Source organism: Brevundimonas mediterranea, from assembly GCF_014196125.1.
GTDB classification, from domain to species: domain Bacteria; phylum Pseudomonadota; class Alphaproteobacteria; order Caulobacterales; family Caulobacteraceae; genus Brevundimonas; species Brevundimonas mediterranea.
Genome location: NZ_JACIDA010000001.1, coordinates 1360097 through 1378652, shown reverse-complemented (window position 1 = coordinate 1378652; position 18556 = coordinate 1360097). Strand labels below are relative to the sequence as shown.

Sequence of the window (18556 nt, the reverse complement as noted above, 5' to 3'; positions counted from 1 at the left end):
GCTTCCACAATTCAAGGAGGACCCATGTGCGGTCTTAGCGGCGAGATCAATTTCGATGGACGACCGGCCGACGCCGGCGCTGTCCAACGCATGACGGATGCGCTCTCGCCCCGTGGACCGGACGGGTCCGGCATAGTGATGCGCGGCCCGGTGGGGCTGGGGCACCGCCGGCTGAAGATCATCGACCTGTCCGAGGCGGCGCAGCAGCCGATGGTCGACGCCGACCTGGGCGTGACCCTGGCCTTCAACGGCTGCATCTATAACTACTCGGAATTGCGGGAAGAATTGCAGGGGCTGGGCTTCCGCTTCTTCTCGCATGGCGACACGGAGGTCATCATCAAGGCCTGGAAGGCCTGGGGCGAGGCCTGCGTCGAGCGGTTCAAGGGCATGTTCGCCTTCGTCCTGCATGAACGCGACACCGGCCGCACCGTGATCGCCCGCGACCGGTTCGGCATCAAGCCGCTGTATCTGGCCGAGAGCGGCAAGCGGCTGCGTTTCGCCTCGACTTTGCCGGCCCTGCTGGCGGCGGGCGATGTGGACAAGACGATCGATCCGGTCGGCCTGCACCACTACATGACCTTCCACGCCGTGGTGCCGCCGCCGCACACCATACTGAAGGGCGTGAAGAAGTTTCCGCCGGCGACGATCCGGGTGATCGAGGCGGACGGGACGGCCAAGGACCGCCTGTATTGGCAGCCCGATATGACCCGGCATCCCGAAGACGCCCGCCTGACGGCCGAGGATTGGCGCGACCGGGTGCTGGACAGTCTGCGCGAGGCGGTGAAGCGCCGCATGGTCGCCGATGTGCCGGTCGGCGTCCTGCTGTCGGGCGGGGTCGACTCCAGCCTGATCGTCGGCCTGCTGGCGGAACTGGGCCAGAAGGATCTGATGACCTTCTCGGTCGGCTTCGAGGAGGCCAATGGCGAGAAGGGCGACGAGTTCGTCTATTCCGACCTGATCGCCAAACATTATGGGACCAAGCACCACCAGATCTTCGTGCCGCATCAGCGGCTGATGGAGGCCCTGCCGGGGACCATAGGCGCCATGTCGGAGCCGATGGTCAGCTATGACAATGTCGGCTTCTATCTGCTGAGCCAGGAAGTCTCGAAACATATCAAGGTGGTGCAGTCGGGCCAGGGGGCGGACGAGGTCTTCGCCGGCTATCACTGGTACCCGCCGATGCTGGAGACGACCGATCCGGTCGAGACCTACGCCAAGGCCTTCTTCGACCGCAGCCATGAGACGCTGAAGACCCAGTTGAACGGCGCCTACATGGCCGACACCGACGTCAGCCGCGCCCTGGTCGAGGCCCATTTCGCGCAAGGGCGGGCGGCGACCCCGGTCGACCAGGCCCTGCGCCTGGACAGTCAGGTGATGCTGGTCGACGATCCGGTGAAGCGCGTCGACAACATGACCATGGCCTGGGGGCTGGAGGCGCGGGTGCCCTTCCTCGACCATGAGCTGGTCGAACTGGCCGGGCGGATTCCGCCGGAGCGCAAGCTGGCCCAGGGCGGCAAGGGGGTGCTGAAGGAGGCTGCCCGGCTGGTGATCCCGTCCGAGGTGATCGACCGCAAGAAGGGCTATTTCCCCGTCCCCGCGCTGAAATACATCCAGGGCCCGTATTTGGAGATGGTGCGCGAGGCCCTGACCAATCAGGCCGCGCGCGACCGGGGCCTGTTCGACACGGCCTATCTGGACACCCTGTTCGCCAATCCGACCGAACATATCACGCCGCTGCGCGGGTCGGAGCTGTGGCAGGTCGCCGTGCTCGAGATGTGGATGCAACAGCATGGCGTCTGACGTCCGACCTGAACGGTCCAAGGCGCACCGGCTCAAGCGGCTGCGTCATGAGGGGCTGAAGCCGCCGGTGCGGACGGGGGAGGGGCCCAGCCCCAACGCCGTGCTGGACTGCGGCTGGGGCCGGCTGCTGTTCGCCCAGACCTTCGAGACGGCCGAGCCCCTGGTGGACGCCCTGCGCGCCGAGGGGCCGGATCGTCGCGACATCGCCTTCTATGTCCGTAATCCGCATGTCCTGCTGGCCTCGGCGCCGCAGGAGCTGTTTCTGGATCCGTCGCACACCTATCGGCTGGAACTGGCCACCTATCGCGCCAGCCGCCGCCAGCCGAGGGGGTTCACCGTCCGGCGCCTGACGTCCGAGATGGACGCCCAGGCGGTCAACGACATCTACGCCAAGCGCAAGATGGTGCCGGTGCCGCCCGACTTCTTCTGGTCGCATCGCGACGACCGGACCCTGACCTATTTCGTTGCGGAGGACACGACCACCGGAGCGGTGATCGGCACGGTGACGGGGGTCAATCATGTCCGCGCCTTCGACGATCCCGAATGCGGTTCGTCCCTGTGGTGTCTCGCCGTCGATCCCCAGGCGACCCAGCCGGGCGTCGGCGAGGCCCTGGTCCGGCGTCTGGCCGAGCATTTCAAGACCCAGGGCCTAGCCCACATGGACCTGTCGGTCATGCACGACAACGATCAGGCCATCGCCCTGTATGAGAAGCTGGGGTTTCGCCGGGTCTCCTTCTTCGGGGTGAAGCGGAAGAACCCGATCAACGAGGCCCTGTTCGTCGGGCCGACCGATGATCATGACCTGAACCCCTATGCCCGGATCATCGTCAACGAGGCGCGGCGGCGCGGCATCCATACCGAGATCATCGACGCGGAAGGCGGGCTGTTCCGCCTGAACTGGGGCGGGCGCTCGGTGCGGTGCCGCGAGAGCCTGTCGGAGCTGACCTCGGCCGTGGCGCTCAGCATCTGCGACGACAAGCGGATGACGCGGCGCATCGTGGAGGCGGCCGGGGTGCGCGTGCCCGAGCGGATCGACCCCGGCGACCCGTCCGCCATCGACACCGCCCTGGCCAGGTTCGGCGCCCTGGTGGTGAAGCCCGCGCGGGGGGAGCAGGGCCAGGGCGTCGCCGTCGGCCTGACGACGATGAACGAGGTCCAGACGGCCCTGGTCCGCGCGCGTCGCATCTGTTCCGAGGTGCTGATCGAGGAGCAGGTCCAGGGCGAGGACCTGCGCCTGGTGGTGATCGACTACAAGGTCGTGGCCTGCGCCCTGCGTCGCCCGCCGCGCGTCATCGGCGACGCACGCTCCAGCCTGCGCGCCCTGATCGAGCACCAGAGCCGCCGCCGCGCCGCCGCCACAGGCGGGGAATCGACCATTCCCATCGACGGCGAGACCGAGCGGACGCTGGCCGAGGCCGGGTATCGGCTGGACGACGTCGCGCCGGAGGGGGCGGAGGTGCTGGTGCGCAAGGCGGCCAATCTGCACCTGGGCGGCACAATCCATGATGTGACGGAGGAGGTGCACCCGACACTGATCCGCGCCGCCGTCGCCGCCGCCCGCGCCATCGACATCCCCGTCACCGGCGTCGACCTGATGGTGAAGTCGCCGCGCGAGCCCGACTACGCCTTCATCGAGGCCAACGAACGCCCCGGCCTGGCCAATCACGAACCCCAGCCGACGGCCGAGCGTTTCATCGACCTGCTGTTTCCCCTGTCAGCCCCGACCTCGGCGCGCGCCGTGGTCCGGGCCGACGTCTGAAGGAGGCCCCTTGGCCCGTCCTGCGATCGACCTCGATTATCTCAAGTCCCGCCTCGCCGACCTGCTGAACACGCCCAGCCCCACCGGCTATACGGACGAGGCGGTGTGGCAGTTGTGCCGCGAGCTGGAGCGGCTCGGGCTCGCCTACGAACTGACCCGGCGCGGCGCCATCCGGGCCCGGCTGCCGGGCCGGACCGCCAAGCCCGCCCGCGCCATCGTCGCCCACGTCGACACCCTGGGCGCCCAGGTCAAACAGGTGAAGGACAATGGCCGGCTGGAGCTGGTGGCCATCGGTCACTGGTCGTCCCGCTTCGCCGAGGGCGCACGGGCCACGATCTTCTCCGAGGGCGGCGCTTATCGGGGGACCATCCTGCCGCTGAAGGCGTCGGGTCACACCTTCAACGAGGAGGTGGACACCCAGCCCGTGAATTGGCGCCAGGTCGAACTGCGCATCGACGCTGTGACCCACGGCCGTAAGGACACTCTGGCCCTGGGCGTGGACGTCGGAGACATCGTCGCCATCGACCCCCAGCCCGAGTTCATGGACACCGGCTTCATCGTCTCGCGCCATCTGGACGACAAGGCGGGGGTCGCCACCCTGCTGGCCGCGCTGGAATGCATGATCCGGGAAGAGCGCACCCCGACGGTCGACACCTGGTGGCTGTTCACCATCGCCGAGGAGGTGGGGCTGGGCGCTTCGTCCGTGCTGATCCCGGACGTGGCGGCCATGGTCACCGTCGACAACGGCACGACCGCGCCGGGCCAGAACTCGTCCGAGTTCGGCGTCACCATCGCCATGGCCGACCAGACGGGCCCGTTCGACTGGCACCTGTCGCGCAAACTGGTTCAGCTGGCGCGCGAGCATGACATCCCGCACCAGAAGGACGTCTTTCGCTATTACCGCTCGGACTCGGCCTCTGCACTGGAGTCCGGCGCGGACATCCGGACGGCTCTGGTCACCTTCGGCATCGACGCCAGCCACGGCTATGAACGCATCCACGAAAGCGCGTTGACGGACCTGGCGCGCCTTCTGGTCGCCTATGCCGAAAGCGACGTCGAGATCGGCCGCGACGCCAAACCGCTGAGCGGCGTCAAAGGCTTCACCCACCAGCCGGTGAATGAAGATCACGACTAGTTTAACCGCCGTCGCCCTCAGGGGCGCTCTTGGCCCTCCGAGCCCTTGGGAGAGGGAGATCCATCTCCACGTCCTCGCAGGAACAGGATTGCGGCGCCTCCGACCAATATGAGGCCGGCCAGGCTGGTGGCGTAGGCGGCGCCCACGAAAAAGGGCAGCCAAGGCAGGTCCACAGCGCCGAAATTCTTGAACAGCAGCAGCGCCACGCTGCCCAGATAGCCGGTGGAGTCGGCCACATAGATCAGGAAACCGGCAGTCGCGACCGTGCCCGAATAGGCGATCATCCGGTCGAACAGCATGGCGTTGAAGGGGGTGTAGGCGAGGTACAGGCCCGCGCCGCCGGCGATCATCCAGACGATCGGCGACAGCAGGCCCTGCTGAAAGGCGAGGGTCGAGGCGCCCAGGATGGCGAACCCGGCCAGAATGACGCCGTGCATGAACAGCAGGGCCCGGCCGTTGTTCTTCACCGCGATCAACACGCCCATCGCTACCAGCGACAGGGCCGCCACCGGCCCTTCGCTGGCGGTGAAGACCGAGGCGGCGTCGCCGTAGCCCAGCGCCTGCCAGATTTCGGCGGCGAAGTTGTCGCGCAGGTCGCGGAAGGCCGTCAGCATCACATAGGCGGCGACCAGCAGAAGCAGCACCGGCCAGTGCGCGGCCAGGAAGGCGGCGCGCTCCCTGGCCATCATCGGCCGACGCGCCACACGCTCGGCTTCGTCAGCGGGACTGGGCGCGGGCAGAGTGGCGAGGGCCAGCACCGAAACGGCCAACAGAGGCATGAAGACCACCCCGACGGCCGCCGGCATCCAGAACGCGCTGACCTGCCAGTTCTCCATCAAGGCCTTGCCGACCGATTTCACGACGCCGGAAGACAAAATGAAGCTGGCGCACAGGATCGCCCCAAGCACCTCGCTGGTGCGTCGTCCCTCCATGAAACCGAACACGAGGCCCCAGATCAGACCGAGCGGCAGGCCGTTGAGGAACAGGGCCGCGACATTCCATGGCGCAGGCACGACCGCGAACAGGACCAAAGCGATCCAGGACACGCCGATCAGCAGGATGATCGCGGCCGCTCGGCGTTCGGGCCGCATCTCCGCGATCACTTTGATCCCGATCAGCTTGGACAGGGCGTAGCCGGCCACCTGCGCGATCACGAGGGCGATCTTGTAGTCCAGGGCGAAATCCCACCCGGCCACGACATCGAAGGTCGCGGCGGTGAAGGGTTTGCGGAAGGCGTACATGGAGAAATAGGCGCAAAATCCCGCCAGGCCCGCGAACGCCACAAAGACAACGGGGTTGGCCTTCGCCAGCCAGAGCCGCATCCGGTTCATCGTTTGACATCATCCTGTTGCACCCACGTGGTCTAGACCACTGCTGCGACGCTTGAATGACGAGGATGATGGGATGATGGGACGGTACGACGTCGCCGTGGTAGGGGCGGGAATCGTCGGCCTGGCCTGCGCCCTGGCCGCTGCACGGCGCGGCCTTTCGGTGGTGGTGATCGATCGCGACGCCCAGGCGAACGGCGCCTCGATCCGGAATTTCGGTTTCGTCACCGTGACGGGCCAGCCGCGCGGCCGGGTGTGGCGCCGCGCGCATCGCAGCCGCGCCGTCTGGGACGAGGTCGCGGGCGAGGCGGGCGTGCCCATCCTGCAACACGGCCTCTGGCTGCCCGTGCGCAGGCCCGAAGCCGCAGCCGTGCTGGAAGCCTTCATGGCCACCGAGATGGGCGAGGGCTGTCGGCTGATGACGCCGGACGAGGCGCGGGCCCGGTCGCCGGAAACGACCGGACCCGACACGGTCGCCGCCCTCTGGAGCCCCCATGAATTGCGCGTGGACTCCCGCACGGCCATCCCGCGGCTGGCGGCGTGGCTGGAGGGGCGTTTCGGGGTCGAGCTTCTGCGTCAGACCGTCGTCCAGGCGGTCGAGCCGCCGCACGTCGTCACCGGCCGGGGCGTCGTGGAGGCCGCGCGGGTGGTGGTCTGTCCCGGAGACGATCTGGTCAGCCTGTTCCCGAATTGCCTGGCCGACGCCGGCCTGGCGCGCTGCAAGTTGCAGATGATGCGGCTGGCGTCGCCGGGCTTCGACTTGCCGGCGCCGGTCATGTCCGACCTGGGTCTGGTTCGCTACGGCGGCTACGCCGACTTGCCGGAGGCCGCCGCCCTGCGCGCGCGGCTGGAGGCGGAGCAGGGCCGGGCCCTGGCCGAGGGCGTCCACTTGATCGCCGTGCAGGACGCCGATGGCGCCCTGGTCGTGGGCGACAGCCATCACGACGCCGCCACGCCCGATCCGTTCGCCGACGAGGCGGTTGATCAACTGATCCTGGATGAATGGCGCGCCGCCACCGGCCGGCCCGCGCCGCCCGTCCTGCAACGCTGGACGGGGACCTATGCCCGCGGTCCGCACGCCGACCTGGTCGCCGCGCCGCACCCCTGCGTTCGCCTCGCCCTCATCACCGCCGGCAACGGCGCCTCCACCGCCTTCGCCTTTGGCGAAGAGGTGATCGCAGACCTGTTTCAGGAGACGTTCGAACCATGACCACCATCCGCGACAGCTTCGACATGGTCGTTTTCGACTGGGCCGGCACCATGGTCGATTTCGGCAGCCGCGCCCCGGTGCTGGCGCTGATGGAGGCCTTCGCCGTCCTCGGCGCGCCGGTCAGTGAAGAGGAGGCGCGCCGCGACATGGGCCGGGCCAAGGCCGACCACGTCCGCGCCCTGTTCGAACAGCCCCGGATCAACCAGGCCTGGCAGGCGGCCCACGCTGCGGCGCCGGACCAGCATGCGGTCAATCAGGTCATGGCCGAACTCCAGGCGCCGATGATCCGTCTGGCCGAGGAGACGGCGGATCTGATCCCCGGCACCGCGGACGCCGTGGCGCTTCTGCGCAGCCAGGGTCTGAAGATCGCCTCCTGCACCGGCTACACCCGCGAGATGATGCAGGCGATCCTGCCGCGCGCCGCCGCTCAGGGGTACGCACCCGACCTGGTGGTCTGCGCCCACGAGACGCCGCAGGGGCGGCCCTCGCCGCTGATGATCTACAAGGCCTGCGCCGACCTGGGCGTCTGGCCCCTGTCGCGTGTGGTCAAGGTGGACGATGCGGAGGTGGGCGTCGCCGAGGGGCGCAATGCCGGCTGTTTCACCATCGGCGTAGCCGTCTCCGGCAATATGGTCGGTCTGACCGCCCAGGCCCTGGCCGATCTGAACGGCGAGGAACGCGCCGTTCTGTTGAAGGTCGCCGCCGACCGGCTGCGTGACGCCGGGGCCGATCTGGTCATCGACACGGTGGCCGATCTGATCCCCGCCCTGGAGGCCGAGACGGTCCGGCGCGCCGGCCTTTCCTAACGCACCCGGATATCGACGCTGATCTTCAGGGCGTCGTGGCGCCAGTATTCGCGGTCGAACTCGACCACTCGACCCTGGGCGTCATAACTGGTGCGGACCACATTCAGCCCCGGCAGTCCCGACTTGACCTGAAGCGCCTCGGCCTCGCCGCGGGTCAGGGCGCACGGCTGCATGTCCACCCGGTTGCGGGCCACGGCGATATTATAGGCGGACTTCAGGACGCTGGTCAGCGAACCGTCCAGCGGGTGGCTGAGCAGGTCCGGGGCCAGGGCCGCGTCGACGACGATGGTCTCCACCAGTACGGCGCGGCCGTCGACTGAACGCCGTCGGCGAATGCGATACATCGGCGCGCCGACCGGGCGGCCGAAGATGGGGGCCAGGGCGGGGGTGCAGGCGATTTCCGTCTTGCTGAGGGTCTCGGTCTCCGCACGGCGGCCCTGCGCCTCGACATAGGACATGAAGCCTTCCCACCGGGTCGGATCATAGACCACCGGCGGGGGCGAGACGTACCAGCCGCTGCGGTCCTTGCGATAGATGATCCCCTCGGCCTCCAGCTGGAACAGGGCCTCCCGGATCGTGCCGCGGGCCACCCCGCCGCCCACTTGCAACTGACGTTCGGAGGGCAGGCGTTCGCCGGGCTTCAACTCTCCTCCCGCGATCCGTGTGGCGATGGCGTCGCGCACCCCGAGATAGTGAAGGCTGTCCGGCTGAGTCATGGGATCGCTCGATCGACGGTCGATTCCCGCCCCACCGGAGGATGAGAAGTCGCGTCTGTGGGGTCAAGTGAACCGGATCAGTCCCCTGACGGTTCAGACATTCGCCGCTCAAGCTTCACGAAAACTTCGCCGAAAATCTCCCTTCATCTGGTCTATACCAAAATTGAAGAGGGGGATTTGATCCATGTCAAATGATCGGCGGTCTTTCCTGCGGGGCGCGCTGGGCGGTGTAGCGGCCGGCGCAGCCTTGAACCTGCTGCCGGCGACGGTGCGCAAGGCCATGGCCATTCCGGCCAACAACGCCACCGGCACCATCATGGACGTCGAGCACGTGGTCATCTTCATGCAGGAGAACCGCGCCTTCGATCACTATCTCGGCGCCCTGAACGGCGTGCGCGGCTTCGGCGATCCCCGCCCGCAACCTCTGCCCGGCGGGGCCACGGTCTGGCGCCAGCCCAGCGATGAACATCCGGACGGTTTCGTCATCCCCTTCCACGGGGATTCGCGCACCACCAACGCCTATACGGTCGATGGGTCGGACCAGGGGCACAAGGCCGCCATCACCATCGTCAACGGCGGCCGCTACGACCAGTGGGGCCATTCAGGCGAACTGCACAAGCGGATGGCCTATTACAAGGCCTCGGACCTGCCGTTCTACTACGCCCTGGCCGGCGCCTTCACCGTCTGCGACGCCTACCACTGCTCGACCCTGACCCAGACCTATCCGAACCGTCTGCACCTCTGGACCGGCTGCAACGGCGGCGGAAAGGTCGGCGGCGATCCGGAGATGAGCAACTACGGCGAGGACGAGACGCCCAGCGCCGACATGGCCGAGGACAGGCCGATGGCCCGCGGTTCGCACGAATGGACCACCTACGCCGAACGGCTCCAGGCGGCGGGCGTCAGTTGGAAGGTCTATCAGGAATACGACAATTTCGGCGACAACATCCTGTCGGTGTTCAAGCCGTTCCGGCCCTGCCCCAAGAATTCGCCCCTGTATCAGCGCGGCCGCGCCTGGGTGTCGGAAGACAAGACCGGCGCGGATCGCACCCGCTCGGACGGCGAGCAACTGGTGGAGGCCTTCCGCGCCGACATCGCCGGCGGGCGGTTGCCCCAGGTGTCGTGGATCGTTACGGCGGCGGATCTGTCCGAACATCCCCAGGCCGAGCCGTCCAAGGGCGAGCATGTCTGCGCCAAGCTGATCGAGGCCCTGGTCGATCATCCGGAGGTCTTCTCCAAGACCGTCTTCATCGTCAACTATGACGAGGCCGGGGGCTTCTACGACCATGTCCAGCCGCCCATGCCGCCCCTGACGCCGGACCAGGGGCACAGCACGGTCTCCGTCGCCGGAGAAGCCAAGGTCTATGGGCCGGACGCCGATCCGGCCCATCGTGGGGCGCATCCCCTGGGGCTGGGCATTCGGGTGCCCGCCATTGTGGTCTCGCCCTGGAGCCGTGGCGGCTTTGTCTGTTCGGAGGTGTTCGATCACACCTCCACGCTTCAGTTCCTGGAAAAACGCTTCGGCGTCAGGGAAGAAAACATCAGCGACTGGCGTCGGACCGTCTGCGGCGACTTGACCTCGGCCTTCGACTTCGCGCGCCCGAACCAGGACTGGGCGGCCCTGTCCCTGCCGGCCACGGCCGACTACATGCAGCGCGTCGCGCGTTCCAAGGCCGCGCCCAGTCTGCGGATTCCGGAGCGCCAGACGCCGGCCTTCCAGGACGGACCCCAGCGCGGCGCACGTCCCTTGCCCTATGACCTGGCCGCTGCGGCCCGTGTCGCGGATGGGGCGGTCCTGATCGATCTGGTCAACAGCGGGCGGACGGGCGCGGTCTTCCAGGTGTTCGACAACACCGACCGGGCGGGGCCGTGGCGCTTCACCCTGGGATCCGGGGAGACCTATACGGCCGGACATTGGAACGACGGTCGGCCCGGCGTTTATGATCTGACGGTTCACGGTCCCAACGGCTTCCATCGTCGGTTCGCCGGCGACGCCACGCGGCCCCAGCCCCAGTTGACGATCTCCACCAACGCCAAGGGCCTTCTGACGGTCGAGCTGACCGGTGCGCAGGAAGGGACGGCGCAGGCGGTGCTGGACATGGACGCCGCCTATCCCCTGTCCGAAGGAGAGGCGCGCCGCCGCTTGACCCTTCGTCCCGGAACGGCGGCGCGTTCGGTCTGGGATCTGCGCGGCAGCGACCATTGGTACGATCTGACCGTGACCGTGGCGGACGATCCCACCTTCATTCAGCGCCTGGCCGGTCATGTGGAGACCGGTCGTCCCAGCCGCACCGACCCGGCCATCGGACGCATGCGCCTGTGACCGACGCCACGCCCGCCCACCCGATTTCGACCCAGCTTACAGACGGACTTTCGATGACTTCTCCCGTGGATGCCGACGCCTTCTTCACCGAACTGTCGGACCTGTTCAGCCGACTGGGCGCGCTGCATTACGGCGAAGACGTCAGCCAGCTGGAGCATGCGCTGCAGACCGCGCATCACGCGCGCGTCGATGGGGCGCCGCCGGCCCTGGTGGCGGCGGCCCTGCTGCACGACGTCGGCCATATGATGCAGAAGGCGGGCGAGGACGCCGCCGACCGCGGCATCGACACCCGCCACGAACATATCAGCGCCGGCTACCTGTCGCGCGCCTTTGGCCCGGAGGTGACCGAGCCGGTCCGGCTGCACGTCGCGGCCAAACGCTGTCTGGCCGCCACCGCGCCCGGCTATGTGGATCGGCTCAGCGCGGCCTCGCTTCAGAGCCTGGCCTTGCAGGGCGGGCCGATGAGCCCGGCCGAGGCCGAGGAATTCATGGCCCTGCCGGCGGCCGAGGCCGCGCTGCGGCTGCGGCGCTACGACGAACTGGGCAAGGCCCAGGGCGTCGAGGTCGACGGCTTCGGGGCCTATCGCGAGCTTCTCTGCGACCTGATCAACCGCAGGGCGGAAGCCTAGTTTTCATTTCAACGCATGGGGGTTGTTGAATGAGTGAGCGTTTCAATCGTCGCCGGTCCGGATAGGCGGACCAGACAGAAAACGAGCGACGTCGCCTGAAGCGACGTCGTTACAGCCGAACACGATCGGCCGGGGGGCCAACAGGGTGATCGACACCGACAGGGCGCGCACGTGCGTCGCTGATCGCTGACGGCTGCCGTGCGCCGACCCTGATCGGTCGAACCGAAATCACATCAGGATCAATGGAGACAGTCATGTCGCGTCATGTCATCGCCCGTGCGCGGGCCGTTCATCGTCAAATCTTCGCCGGCGCCGATCTGCGCACGGTCCTTCTGGCGGGTTCCGCCGTTCTGGCGGCCTCGTCCGCCCACGCCCAGACGGATCAGCCCCAAGCCACGGCTGCGGCCGAGGTGGACGAGGTCGTCGTCACGGGGCAGCGTCTCAGCACCGCCAACGCCATCGAGGCCCAACGCCGGTCGGGCGTGGTCTCGAGCGTGATCTCGTCCGACGACCTGGGCAAACTGCCCGACGCCAACGTCGCCGACGCCCTGGCGCGCGCGCCCGGCATCAATGTGGTGGTGAACCAGGAAACGGGCGAGGGCGAATATGTCTCGGTCCGGGGGCTGGCCGGCACCTTCAACGCCTATTCGATCAACGGCGTCCGCGTCGCCCTGACCGACCCCGACAGCCGCAAGATGTCGATGACGGTCCTGCCGCCCAACGGTCTGAAGAGCATCACCGTCTCCAAGACGCTGACGCCGGACATGGACGGCGACGCCATCGGCGGCTCGGTCAACTTCCAGACCCCGACGGCCTTCGACTTCACCAAGCCGGTTGCGCGCGCCTTCCTCAGCTACGGGATCAATGACCGGGCGCAGGAACAGGGCGAAGAAGACGGTTCGGGCCAGATCCAGATGGACTTCGCCAGCCGCCTGTCGTCCGACAGCCGTTTCGGCGCCTTCGTCTCGTTCAACTACGGCAAGAGCAACAGCCTGAACGAAGAAACCGAAAACGACGGCGAGTGGGAGCCCTACCGCTGGCGCAAAGATAGTGAAGAAGCGATCGACGAGCGTTCGATGTATCTGCCGGGGATCGACCTTGACTACCGCCGTATCGAACAGGAGCGGTTCGGCGGAAACTTCTCGCTGGATTACCGCGGCGACGCGAACGACTTCTATCTGCGCGGCCAGTACAGCCGGCTGGAACGGACGGGCACGAACGATTACACCGATTTCCGCAGCCGCAAGACCAAGCGCCTTCAGCAAGTCGATGTTGAAAACTCAAGCCTGATCCAGCCCGACAACGCCGTCGTCGGCTTCGGCGCCAAGGGCCGCATCTACAGCTACACCGTCGCGCAGATGAAAGACTTCGACGCCGACGGCGTGATCACGGACGCCGACCGCCAGAGCAGCTCGTCCTATTGGTCGCTGTTCGGTCGTTCCGGCGTCTGGAAGCCCGAGACCTTCCAGTTCGCGCGGACCTTCCAGACCCTGGACCAGGTCTCGACCCTGGGCACGATCAACCTGGGCGGCCAAAGCCGTCTGAACCGCCTGACCCTTGATTACGACCTCAGCTACAGCGCCGGCGAAAAGGGCGGACCGGACAGCTTCTCGATCGGCTACAACTGCGACGCCTGTTCGGCGCCGTTCAACCAGACCGGCCTGCTGTGGTCGTCCTACGACCCCCGCTTCCCCATGCCGCAACTGCCGGCCTTCGCCCAGAGCGCGCAGAACGATCCCAATCTGCTGCCCTATGACGGCGGCGGTCGCAGCCGCGACAAACAGACCGACGCGCGCACGGCGTTCAAGTTCGACGCCGTCTATGAGATGGAAGGCGTGGTTCGTCACCTGAAGGCCGGCGTCAAGGTCCTTCGGTCTGAGCGCGAATACGACGCCACGCCGATCTGGGGCGGTTCGTTCGACAACACGCCGCTGGATGGCAAGAGCCTGGGTCAGTCGGGCCTGATTGATCGTGAGGTCGGCTCCGTTCTGAACGGCCGCTACTACTATGGCGCCATCCTGAACCGCGATCGGGTGACGGCCGCCATCGAGGCCGCCCAGAAGGCCAATCCGGTCACCTATTCCTACGCTGATCTGAGTTCTAGCGATAAGAGCGGCGAAGAGACCATCTACGCCGGCTACGGCCTGGCCAGCTTCCAGTTCAACGATCTGGACGTGGTCGCCGGGGTGCGCGTCGAACACACCGAGGTCAGCAACACCAACTGGATCGAAGACGGCGCCCAGACCGGCTTCGGCGACACCGACAGCCACTATACCAATGTCCTGCCCAGCGTGACGGCGGTCTATCGTCCGTCGGACAACTTCGTTTATCGCGGCGCGATCTGGACCAGCTTCTCCCGGCCCGAGTTCAGCAACATCTCGCGGGGCGTCAGCGTCGGGCGGGCAAAGCCGAGGCCGGGCCAGACCTTGGGCGACATCGTCTCGATCAGCCGCGGCAATCCTGATCTGAAACCGGCCGAGGCCCTGAACCTGGACGTTTCGGCCGAATATTACCCGGATCGTTCCAGCCTGGTCTCCATCGGCGTCTTCCACAAGAAGATTGACCACTTCATCTTCACCAACGGCAGCGCGGTCGACGCCGACACCCAGGAAGGCACGATCACCATCAGCCAACCCAAGAACGGTGAGACGGCCAGGATCACGGGCGTCGAACTGAACCTGATCAAGTCGTTCGAGGGCATGGGCGCGCCGTTCGACGGCTTCGGCGTCGAGGCCAACCTGACCCGTCAGGTCAGCGAGGCCGAGACCGGTCTGGACTACCGCAAGGGCCGGTCGATTTCCTTCATCCAGGCGCCGGACCTGATCTACAACGCCTCTCTGACTTATCAGAAATACGGCTTCGAAGCCCGCCTGTCGTATCAGTACCAGGGCGCCTATATCGAAGACCTGCGCGACAACGCCGTCGATAAATGGGTCCAGCCGAACAAGAGCCTGGACTTCCACTCGCGCTACACCTTCCGCCCGGGTCTGACGATGGACTTCGACGTCCAGAACATCCTGGACGGCCATCGCTACTACACCACCAAGGGCGAGAGCCCCTCGTACCAGAAGGATTATATGGAGCCCGGTCGGAACTTCCTGGTCCGCCTGGCCTACTCCTACTGATCCGAAGACGAAGCGCCGGCCCGCTCCCGATCTTGCGATCGGGGGCGGGCTAGGCGTCCGGCGACCGAGCCTTAGTCGGGCGAAGCGCTGAAATCCTGACCCAGCCCGCGTCGGGTCAGTCCGCGACCAGGATGTCGGTGCGGCTTTCCCGCGCAGCGGCTTCGATGGCGGGAGCGGCCGGACGGTCGGTGACGATCAGGTCGACCTGAGACCATTCCGCCGCAATGATCCGGCCGGGCGCTTCGAACTTAGAAGCATCGGCCAGGCAGATCGTCTTGCGGGCGTTCGGCAGGACCGCCCTTGCATATTCGGCCTCTTCCGGCTCGTGGTCCAGAAAACCCCGCGCGGCGTCTATGGCGACAATGGAGAAGATGGCGAGATCGGGCACGAACCGGTTGGCGTAGGCCGCCGCCTCGGCGCCAAAGGCCGCGCGATAAGTCGTATTGACGGCGCCGCCCGCTAGGAACAGTCGTGCATCCGACGTCGCTGACAATTCGCCGGCGGTTTCCAGACTGTTGGTGATCACGGTCAGGTTTGTCACCGACGCGATCTCGCGCGCCATCCAGAAGGCCGTTGTGCTGGAATCCAGCAACAGGGTCATGCCGGGCTCGATCAAGTTCGCCGCGCAGGCGGCGATCCGCTTCTTGGCCTCCGCATTGACATTGAGCCGCTGACGCCAGGGCGCCTCGGCCCGCCGGTCGCGCAGGCGTACGCCGCCATGCACCTTTCGCACCGCCCCGTCCTGCTCCAGGCGCCGAATGTCGCGACGCACTGTTTCTTCCGAGACGGCGAAGGCCGCCGCGAGGTCGGTGATCGTGCACGATCCCTGATCCGACAGGGCTGAAAGAATGGCGTCGAGCCTGGCCGTCTGGTTCAAGGCGTCCCCCTGTAATGCATACTATGTGGCATGTGACGCCCTTCGTCGTCAAAAACCACATAAAAACACAAAACACCACAATAGTTCACATCCGTGTCACAGGGATGGCGTAGATCATCCACTGAGACGGCTTGGCGCCGTCCAAGATCAGGGGATGTCATCATGGTTCTTTCAAACACGCGCTTCGGCGCGCGCGCCCTGCTGTGCGGCGTCGCGCTCGCCGCGGTTCTGCCCGCCGCCGCCTTGGCCCAGAACGCCCAGGGCCAGACCACGCAGGGCCAGACGTCGGGCGAGCCCGCCAGTCTCGCTGAAATCATCGTCACGGGCTCACGCAACGCCACGCGTCGCGCCGAGGCGGAGCAACGTCAGGCCGACATCGTGTCCGAGGTGATCTCCGCCGATGAACTGCTGACCATTCCCTCCACCAGTGTGGCGGCCGCGCTGAAGCGGCTTCCGGGCGTCAGCACCGTCAACGACCGCGGCACGGGCGACGCGCGCTACGTCAGCATTCGCGGTCTGGACAGCGCCCTGAACGTATACACGCTGAACGGGGTGCGCCTGGCGACCTCGGGACGCGACAACCGCGCCGTGGCGTTGGATCTGTTGCCGCCGGACGGCCTGGACACCGTGCGCGTGGTCAAGAGCGTGACGCCGGATCTCGACGGCGATGCGGTCGGCGGCACCATCGATTTCCGCCTGCCCAGTCCCTTCGATTTCGGCGAGAACCTCGCCACCCTGTCCGCCCGCGCCAGCCGCGAGAACATCGCCGACAAGACGGCGACCGACCTGACCGGCGCCTTCTCGACCTTCCTGAACGAGGCCAAGACCCTGGGTCTCTATGGCGTCGTCTTCCACACCGAGCGGACCATCACCGGTGAGCGCAACGAGAACATCAGCTACAACACCAGCTGGCGCCCGAACGGAGTCCTCCCCGCCGACAATATCGTCTTGCCGGAGAGCACCGAGCTGCGGCTGGTCTCGCACGGCCTCGACCGGTTCGTGAACGACATTGATCGCACCGGCGGCAACTTCACTCTGGAATACCGCCCCTCGGCCGACGACGCCCTGCATCTGCGCGGCCTCTATTCGCAGTGGAAGAATGATCAGCTGCACGACTATATCGACGTCAAGACCGGCCTGAATGCCGCCGGCGCGATCAACGGCTTCTCGTCCCTGATGGGCGCCGAGGTGAAGCAGGAAGACAACCGGTTGGCCATGGTCGACTTCGGCGGCCGCCACGTCCGCAGCGCCTTCGAGCTGGATTACGATATCGCCTATACCTACGGCCGGACCGAGACGCCAAACCAGTGGTATATTGAGTATGTCACGGACAGCAGCCTGCCGATCTTCAACACGCCGATCAGCTTCGACGCCTCGGACAGCAAACACCCGACCTGGGTGATGAGCGAGGCGCAGTCTACCGCCATGCTTAACCCCGCCAACCTGCAGTTCGACTACGCCGAACTGTATCGCCGGATTTCCGAAGACTCCCAGGCCTTCGCCACGACCAATCTGACCTGGTCCCCCGAGGGCAAGGGGCCGCTGAAGACCGTCAAGGGCGGTTTCCGGTTCCGCCGGTCCCAGCGTGACTATGACCAGCAGCAGGACGTCGACAGCGGCACGCGGGATATTCCGGGACTGGCCGGCGGTTCGCCCCTTTCGAGCCATACCGACCTGATCGCGGGCTCGATCGATCATTTCGACGACGACCACTATCGCGACCGGACCCGCTTCGGCACGATCATGGAAATGAACCGGGTTCTGGCCCTGCTGCAGGCCGCGCCCCGCGTGACCGACGCGGAATATCCCTGGAACCTGAACGACTCCACCGGCCATGAGACCAGCTACAGCGGTTACGCCATGGCGGTGCTTGAGCGGGGCGCCTGGTCGGCTACCGCAGGCGCGCGCCTCGAGCGGACGGACGTCCACAATGAGGCGCTGGTCACGACCGAGGACGCCGTCACCGGCGTTGTCACACGCGAGTTCGGCGGCGCGACCGGCACCACCGAGGCCAACTACACGGAGTTTCTGCCCAGCCTGCACGTCGATTGGCGCCCGAACGCCGACTGGACCGTCCGCGCCGCCGTCTGGACCTCGTTCGCCCGCCCGAACTTCACCGACATTTCCAAGGGGATCAACGTCGAGTCCAACGGCCCCCGGATCGTCTCGATTTCAAAGGGCAATCCCGATCTGAAGCCGGCTGAGGCGCTGAACTTCGATCTGGGCGTTCAATACTCCGGCGACCAGGGCTTCTTCTCGGCGGGCCTGTTCCGCAAGGAGATCGACAACTTCATCTACCAGTCGGCGGGTTCGCAGGTCATCGTGGGCGAAGACGGCGTGCCGATCACGACCTCGGCCAACGGCAAGGACGCCAGCATCTGGGGTCTGGAACTGGCCGGTCGTCGCGACCTGGTCGCCGGCTTCTCGGCCTGGGCCAACTACACCTATCAGCCCAGCAAGGCGGATCCGGGCATCGCCTGGCGCGACGGCGTCGAGGTCGGCCTGCCCAATGCGCCCGAAGTGCTGGGCAATATCGGCATCGGCTACAAGCGCGACCGGTTCGACGCCGACCTGGGATACAGCTACCGGGGGCGCTACATCGCGACCCTGCGCGCCAACGCCCTGGATGAATATATCCAGCCCCAGGCGACGCTCGACTTCGGCGCGCGTTTGCAACTGACCGACCAACTGGTGCTCAGCCTCTATGGCGAGAACCTGACGGGCGAGGCCGGCTACTGGGCCACGCGCGGCAAGTCGGAACGCTACACCATCGGCTATCAGACCGCGCCGCGCATGCTGGGTCTGGGCCTGACCTGGCGTCGCTGAGGCGGCTCGCCTCAATCGTCGC

General features: G+C 66.6%; 12 protein-coding genes. 9 read left to right on the top strand and 3 right to left on the bottom strand.

From position 1 onward, the window contains the following. Positions 1–24 precede the first annotated feature (24 nt). The 3 genes from GGR11_RS06870 to GGR11_RS06860 are packed head-to-tail and all read left to right on the top strand — an operon-like array spanning position 25 to position 4694. Entirely contained in the window at positions 25–1800 is a 1776-nt protein-coding gene (locus tag GGR11_RS06870) for an N-acetylglutaminylglutamine amidotransferase (protein ID WP_183195981.1), read from the top strand. Further along, positions 1790–3559, top strand: coding sequence for an N-acetylglutaminylglutamine synthetase (gene ngg, locus GGR11_RS06865; RefSeq protein WP_183195980.1), 1770 nt, complete (start codon positions 1790–1792; stop codon positions 3557–3559). Before GGR11_RS06870 ends, ngg begins: the two co-directional genes overlap by 11 nt. Before the next feature lie 10 nt (positions 3560–3569). Continuing rightward, positions 3570–4694, top strand: coding sequence for an osmoprotectant NAGGN system M42 family peptidase (locus GGR11_RS06860; protein ID WP_183195979.1), 1125 nt, complete (start codon positions 3570–3572; stop codon positions 4692–4694). A gap of 17 nt (positions 4695–4711) precedes the next feature. Here GGR11_RS06860 and GGR11_RS06855 read toward each other — a convergent pair whose 3' ends face one another. After that, a complete protein-coding gene (locus tag GGR11_RS06855; RefSeq protein WP_183195978.1) occupies positions 4712–6025 on the bottom strand; it encodes a DUF5690 family protein in 1314 nt (437 codons plus the stop codon). 73 nt (positions 6026–6098) lie between these two features. Here GGR11_RS06855 and GGR11_RS06850 point away from each other — a divergent pair, with 73 nt between their 5' ends. After that, positions 6099–7232 carry a TIGR03364 family FAD-dependent oxidoreductase gene (locus GGR11_RS06850; protein WP_183195977.1) on the top strand — a complete coding sequence of 378 codons (1134 nt, stop codon included), beginning with the start codon at positions 6099–6101 and terminating at the stop codon, positions 7230–7232. After that, positions 7229–8038: a phosphonoacetaldehyde hydrolase gene (gene phnX, locus GGR11_RS06845; RefSeq protein WP_183195976.1), complete on the top strand. Its 810-nt coding sequence runs from the start codon at positions 7229–7231 to the stop codon at positions 8036–8038. Before GGR11_RS06850 ends, phnX begins: the two co-directional genes overlap by 4 nt. On the opposite strand, the gene GGR11_RS06840 is transcribed toward phnX, so the two are convergent. Then, complete coding sequence (locus tag GGR11_RS06840) at positions 8035–8754, bottom strand: UTRA domain-containing protein (RefSeq protein ID WP_183195975.1); 720 nt, start codon at positions 8752–8754, stop codon at positions 8035–8037. The genes phnX and GGR11_RS06840 overlap by 4 nt on opposite strands. Positions 8755–8938: 184 nt before the next feature. Between GGR11_RS06840 and GGR11_RS06835 the strand changes: the two genes are divergently transcribed. The 3 genes from GGR11_RS06835 (at position 8939) to GGR11_RS06825 (ending at position 14831) form a co-directional block, all read left to right on the top strand. Continuing rightward, on the top strand, positions 8939–11077 hold the full coding sequence (locus GGR11_RS06835) for a phosphocholine-specific phospholipase C (RefSeq protein ID WP_183195974.1): 2139 nt from the start codon (positions 8939–8941) through the stop codon (positions 11075–11077). Between the two features lie 53 nt (positions 11078–11130). After that, positions 11131–11706 carry an HD domain-containing protein gene (locus GGR11_RS06830; RefSeq protein WP_183195973.1) on the top strand — a complete coding sequence of 192 codons (576 nt, stop codon included), beginning with the start codon at positions 11131–11133 and terminating at the stop codon, positions 11704–11706. A gap of 254 nt (positions 11707–11960) precedes the next feature. Continuing rightward, entirely contained in the window at positions 11961–14831 is a 2871-nt protein-coding gene (locus tag GGR11_RS06825; RefSeq protein ID WP_246331583.1) for a TonB-dependent receptor, read from the top strand. A gap of 115 nt (positions 14832–14946) precedes the next feature. Here the strand turns inward: GGR11_RS06825 and GGR11_RS06820 are convergent, their stop codons facing one another. Next, entirely contained in the window at positions 14947–15708 is a 762-nt protein-coding gene (locus GGR11_RS06820) for a DeoR/GlpR family DNA-binding transcription regulator (RefSeq protein WP_183195971.1), read from the bottom strand. 162 nt (positions 15709–15870) lie between these two features. On the opposite strand from GGR11_RS06820, the gene GGR11_RS06815 reads away from it, so the two are divergent. Continuing rightward, positions 15871–18534, top strand: coding sequence for a TonB-dependent receptor (locus tag GGR11_RS06815; protein ID WP_183195970.1), 2664 nt, complete (start codon positions 15871–15873; stop codon positions 18532–18534). The last annotated feature ends 22 nt before the right edge of the window (positions 18535–18556 follow it).